Annotated in this window: 3 protein-coding genes; all 3 read left to right on the forward strand. The window is 68.4% G+C overall.

All coding sequences use genetic code 11. From position 1 onward, the window contains the following. The first annotated feature begins 54 nt into the window (after window positions 1-54). Entirely contained in the window at window positions 55-1,614 is a 1,560-nt protein-coding gene (locus DBR23_RS17190; RefSeq protein WP_233250523.1) for a polyamine aminopropyltransferase, read from the forward strand. Between the two features lie 122 nt (window positions 1,615-1,736). Next, the gene (locus tag DBR23_RS17195; RefSeq protein ID WP_108499053.1) at window positions 1,737-5,489 is read left to right on the forward strand and encodes a PAS domain S-box protein; all 3,753 of its coding nucleotides are present in this window, start codon (window positions 1,737-1,739) and stop codon (window positions 5,487-5,489) included. Next, window positions 5,486-6,373, forward strand: an 888-nt coding sequence (locus tag DBR23_RS17200) for an HD domain-containing phosphohydrolase (protein ID WP_108499055.1), incomplete at its 3' end; no start/stop codon positions are given. The genes DBR23_RS17195 and DBR23_RS17200, both read left to right, overlap by 4 nt.

Here is a 6,373-nt window from a genome sequence, read left to right on the forward strand (position 1 = left end):
ACGTAGCAGCGCACCCCGCAGGGTGCGCTGACAGCCGCCTTGTCGCCTCCCACCTTGTCCCCTACCGAGCCAGCGCCCGCGGCGCTGCCCCGATCCCCCGGCCCACGCCCCATCGACATCGCGCTGCTCATCAGCGTGTTCGTCGTGGCTGCCTGCGGCCTTTTGTACGAGCTGGCGGCGGGGGCGCTGGCGTCCTATGTCCTGGGCGACTCGGTGCTGCAGTTCAGCACCATCATCGGCACCTACCTGTTTGCCATGGGCCTGGGCTCGTGGCTGTCGCGCTACTTTGAGCGGCAGCTGCCCGCGCACTTCCTGCGCATCGAGCTGCTGGTGGCGCTGATCGGCGGCGCGCTGCCCGCCACGCTGTTCCTCGCCAATGCGTATGCACCGGGCGCGTTCCGGTTTCTGCTGTATGGCATGGTGCTGATGGTGGGCACGCTGGTGGGGTTGGAGATTCCGCTGGTCATGCGCATCCTCAAACGCAACGTGGTGCTCAAGGATCTGGTCTCGCAGGTGCTCACGTTCGACTACCTGGGCGCGCTGGCGGTGTCGCTGGCGTTTCCGCTGCTGCTGGTGCCGCACCTGGGGCTCATCCGCACCGGGCTGCTGTTCGGGCTGATGAATGCCGCCGTGGCGCTGTGGGCGGTGTGGCTGTTCCGGCATGAGCTGCGGCGCCTCCAAGCCCATTTGTTCGCCTGCCTGATGGTGGTGGGCCTGTTGCTGGCGGGACTGGCGGGGTCTGAGCAGATCACGAGCTTTGCCGAAGACAAGTTCTACCAGGACCGCATCATCTTCACCACGGCCACGCCCTACCAGCGCATTGTGGTCACGCAGGGCCGCTATGGCCACCGGCTGTACCTCAACGGCAACCTGCAGTTCTCCGAGTCCGACGAATACCGCTACCACGAGGCCCTGGTGCACCCCGCCATGGCCGCGCATGGGGCGCCCAAGCGGGTGGCGGTGCTGGGCGGCGGCGACGGCATGGCGGTGCGCGAGATCCTCAAGTACCCCTCGGTCGAGTCCGTCACCCTGGTCGAGCTGGACCCGGCCATGACGCGCATCTTCAGCGAGAACCCCACGCTGGCAAAGCTCAACGGCCACGCGCTGCAAAACCCCAAGGTGACCATCGTCAACACCGATGCCTTTGGGTGGCTGCAGCAGGGGACGGACCTTTTTGACGTGATCGTGGTGGACTTCCCCGATCCCACCAACTTCTCCATCGGCAAGCTATACACCAACAGCTTTTATGCGTTGCTGGACAAGCGGCTGGCGGCCAGTGGCTACGCCGTGGTGCAGACCACCTCGCCGCTGGTGGCGCGCCAGAGCTTCTGGACGGTGGTGCAGACCATCGAATCCGTGGGCCTCTCGACAGCGCCCTACCACGCCCATGTGCCCAGCTTTGGCGAATGGGGCTATGTCATCGCCAGCCGCAGGCCGTGGCGCCTGCCCGACGCCCTTCCCCCCGGGCTCCGGTTCCTGAGCGCCCCGTTGCTGCCGCTGCTGTTCGACTTTCCGCTCGACATGGCGCGGGTGCCGGCCGACGTGAACCGCCTGTCCAACCAGGCGCTGGTGCACAGCTACGAGCGCGAATGGGGCAAGGTGGTGGCGCATTGAGTCGCCGTTTGCCAGGGCTCCAACAGGCATTCGCCGAGCAATTTGCAGGGGTTCTGCCCGCTGGCATGGGCAGCACAATCGGCTACAAAGCTGTCAAGACCTGATCGCCGTGGGCGCCCCCGATGCTGGACCTTTTTTTCCTTTCTGACGCACAGCCCTATCCGCTGCTTTGGGCGCAGCACGATCCCTGGCTGGTGACGCTGTCGGTGGGCATGGCGGTGCTGGCCTCCGTGCTGGCGCTGCAGATGGCGGGCCTGGCCCGGCGCGCCGACACCCGGTTCATGCGCCAGATGGCGCGGGGGTCCGGGGCGATGGCGCTGGGCGGCGGCATCTGGTCCATGCACTTCATCGGCATGCTGGCCTTCACGGTGTGCGCGCGGGGCCAGTTTGATGCGTGGACCACCGTGCTGTCCCTGCTGCCCAGCGTGGGCGCGTCGTGGGTGGCGCTGGGCTTGCTGATGCGCCGCGAGATCAGCCGCACCGCCCTGGTGGTGGGCGGGGTGCTGGTGGGCGCCGGCATTGGCGCCATGCACTACATCGGCATGGCGGCGTCGCAGTGGGCGCCGGTCATGCGCTACGACCCCTGGGGGTTTGCCGCCTCGGTGCTGGTGGCGGTGCTGCTGGCCATCGTGGCTCTGTGGGTGCGGTTTGGGCTGGAGCGCGTGGTGCGCTGGCGTGCCCGTTGGCTCAATGCGGTGGCCGGTGTCGTCATGGGGCTGGCGATTGCGGGCATGCACTACACCGGCATGGCGGCCTTGCGTTTCATTGACGCCCCCAACGAGCTGGAACTGCTGACTGCGGCCGATGGCGCGCCCCTGGCACTGGCCGTTGCTGCAGTGGCGTCGGGTATCGGGCTGCTGGTGATCGCCATCAACGCTGGCTTGCGTTACCGGCAGATGTTCCTGCAGATGCGCCAGAGCGAGTCCCGCTTGCGCGCCATTGCCGACACGGCCGTGGACGGCATGGTGATGATCGATGCGCAGGGCCGCGTGCAGTCCTTCAACGCAGCGGCCGAGCGCATCCTGGGCTGGCGTCACGACGAAGTGGTGGGCCAGAACGTGTCCATGCTCATGCCCGAGCCCGACCGCTCGCGCCACGACACCTACCTGCAGCGCTACCTGCAAGGCCAGGGCGGTGGCGTGGTCGGCGCCAACAGCCGCGAGGTGCTGGCCCTGCGGCCCGACGGCAGCACCGTGCCCATCCGCATTGCCATAGGCCGTGTGCCGCTGGATGGCGCGCCGGTGTTCGTGGGCTTCATCAGCGACCTAACACAGCGCCGCGCCATGGAGCAGGAGCTGCAGGCCAGCGAGCAGCGCCTGCGCTCGCTCATGGCCAACATTCCGGGCGTCACTTTCCGCTGCCGCCACGATGCCGACTGGACCATGCTGTTCGTCAGCGATGCGGTGACCGCACTCACGGGCTGGTTGCCGCAGGACTTTCTGGACGGCCGTATCAACTTCACCCAGCTCACGCTGCCCGAAGAGGTGGACCGCCTGTGGGCGGAAGTCTCCGTGGCCATCCAGGAGCACCGACCCTACCACGTGGAGTTTGGCCTGCGGGACCGTGATGGGCGCCTGCGCTGGGTGTCGGAAAGCGGCCGCCCCGTGGTCGGCGATGACGGCCAGGTGCTGTGGATCGACGGCGTCATCATGGACATGACCGTCTTTCGCGAGCGCAACGCCGAGTTCGAGAGCACGGTGCGTGCCATCAACCGTGCGCTCTCGGTGGTGGAGTTCGACATGCAGGGCCATGTGCTCAACGCCAACGCCAACTTTCGAGAACTCATGGGCTACCGGCTGGAAGAGATCGTGGGCCAGCACCACCGCATGTTCTGCGAGCCCGCCTACGCGCAGACCGAGGCGTACGCGCAGTTCTGGGAGCAACTGCGAGCTGGCCAGCTTGATGGCGGTGAATATCAGCGACTGGGCAAGGACGGGCGGCGCATCTGGATCCAGGCCACCTACAACCCCATCTTCGACGCGCAAGGCCAGCCGTTCAAGGTCGTCAAGTTTGCGACCGACCTCACCCAGCGCCGTGCCATGGAGCAAGAGCTGCGCGCCGCCAAGGAGCGTGCCGAGCAGGCTGCCGCCGCGCGCAGCACCTTCCTGGCCAACATGAGCCACGAGATCCGCACGCCCATGAACGCCATCATCGGCTTCACCGAGGCCCTGCTCGACACCCCCATGGACGCGCAGCAGCGCCGCCACCTGGGCACCGTGCAGCATGCGGCGCGCTCCATGCTGCGCCTGCTCAATGACATCCTGGACACAGCCAAACTCGAAAAAGGCGCGGTGGAACTGGAGATTGCGGACTTCTCGCTGCAAGAGGTGTGCGACCAGATCCTCGCCTCGTTGCGCATCCATGCGGGCAAGAAGGGGCTCGCGCTGCAGTGCCTGACGGACGACCGGGTGCCGCCCTACCTGCGGGGCGATGCACTGCGCCTGCAGCAGGTGCTGCTGAACCTGCTGGGCAACGCGCTCAAGTTCACCGAGCGCGGCCATGTACTGCTGCGGCTGGACTACCACGACGGCACGCTGGTGATGGAGGTGGAGGACACCGGCATCGGCATCGCGGCGCAGCACCTGGAGCGCATCTTCGACCCCTTTGCGCAGGCCGACGCTTCCACCACCCGGCAGTTCGGTGGCACCGGCCTGGGCACCACCATCTCGCGCCAGCTCGTGGAGCTGATGGGCGGCAGCATCAGCGTGCGCAGCACCCTGGGTGTGGGCACCACGTTCACCGTCTGTGTACCTTTGCCGGTGGGCCAGGCGACGGCGGCAGTGGCCACCGTGAGCCATGCGGTGCAGCTGCCGCCGCTGCGCATGCTGGTGGTGGACGATGTGCCGGCCAACATCGAGCTGCTGCAGATCCACCTGGACCGGGGGCGCCACCAGGTGACCGTGGCGCGGGATGGCGAAAGCGCTGTCGCCGCCTACGAAGGCGGGCGCTTCGATGTGGTGCTGATGGACTTGCAGATGCCCGGCATGGACGGCCTGGAGGCCACGCGCCGCATCCGTGCGTTCGAGCAGGCGCAACGGCGCAAGCCGGTGCCGGTGATCGCGCTGTCGGCCAGCGTGCTGGAGCAGGACCGGCGCAACGCACGCGCTGCGGGCATGGACGGCTTTGCGAGCAAGCCGCTGGAGCCCGCCCGCCTGTTCCGCGAGATCGCCCGCGTGCTGCATCTGCAGTCCGACACCTCCACATCGGGGTGGAGCAGCCTGCAGACCTTGACGCGCGCCACCGACATGCCACCGGTCCCCCACGCCACCGTCGCTGCGGTGGACTGGGAGCGCGGCACCCGCCTCTGGGGCCAGCGTGCGCTGTTGCGCGATGCCGTGGCGCGTCTTTTGACCGACCATGCTGCCACCCCCGCCACCTTGCAGGCCCTGGTGGCGCAGCCCGACATGGACGCTGCCCGTGCGCTGGCCCACCGCCTGCGCGGTGCAGCGGGCAACCTGGCGCTGGGCCCCTTGCAAACGCTGGCGCAGCGCATCGAGGAAGCGGCCCACAGCCTGGACCGCACGGCACTGCAGCCGCTGGTGACCGCCCTGCCCGCCGCGTTGCAGGCCGTGGAGCAGGCCCTGGCCCACGAGGCCGAGGCCGCCGCAGCGCCCGCCCCCGGCGTGGGCCAGCACGCACCGCTGACCGCAGACCAACGCCAGCAGGCCCGGGACGCCGCGCAGGCGCTGCAGCAGGCCCTGGCACAGTCCGAGTTGGCCCAGCCGCCGCTGGACCTGCTGATGCAGCTGCTGCCTGCAGATGCCACCGAGCGCCTGCAAGAGGCCATCGACCGCTTTGACTTTGACCAGGCCGGGGTGCAGTTGCAGCAGCTGCGCACGCACTGGCTGGACGAACCCCTGGAGAACCCCGCATGACACCGGCCCCTGACCAGCGGCCCCGCCTGTTGCTGGTGGACGACGAGCCCACCAACCTGCAGGTGCTGCGCCACATCCTGCAGTCCGACTACCGCCTGCTGTTTGCCACCGACGGTGAACGTGCGCTGCAGGTGGCGCGCGAGCAGCGGCCCGACCTGGTGCTGCTTGACATCATGATGCCGAACCTGGACGGCTATGCCGTGTGCCGCGCGCTCAAGGCCGATGCCGCCACCGCCTCCATCCCGGTGATCTTCATCACCGCCCTCACCGACAGCCAGGACGAAACTGCCGGGTTTGACGCGGGCGCGGTGGACTACATCACCAAGCCCGTCAGCCCGCCCGTGGTGCGCGCGCGGGTGCGCACCCACCTGTCGCTGGTGCGCATGGACGAGCTGCGCGAAACCCGCCTGCAGATCGTGCAGCGCCTGGGCCGCGCGGCCGAGTACAAGGACAACGAAACCGGCATGCATGTGATCCGCATGAGCCACTTTGCCCAGCTGCTGGCCCTGGCTGCCGGCCACAGCCAGGCCTGGGCCGAAGACCTGCTCAACGCCGCGCCCATGCACGACGTGGGCAAGATCGGCATCCCCGACGCCGTGCTGCGCAAGCCCGGCCCGCTGAACGCCGATGAGTGGGACACCATGCGCCGCCACCCCGAGATCGGCGCCGAGATCATTGGCGAGCACCCGTCCGGCGTGCTGCAGCTGGCCCGTGAGATTGCGCTGGCCCACCACGAAAAGTGGGACGGCAGCGGCTACCCGCGCGGCCTGGCGGGCGAGGCCATCCCGGTGTCGGCGCGCATCGTGGCGGTGGCCGATGTGTTCGATGCGCTCACCACCCGCCGCCCCTACAAGGAACCCTGGCCCGTGCAGGATGCGCTGGAC

The sequence above is a fragment of the Acidovorax sp. HMWF018 genome (assembly GCF_003061035.1).
GTDB lineage: Bacteria > Pseudomonadota > Gammaproteobacteria > Burkholderiales > Burkholderiaceae_C > Acidovorax > Acidovorax delafieldii.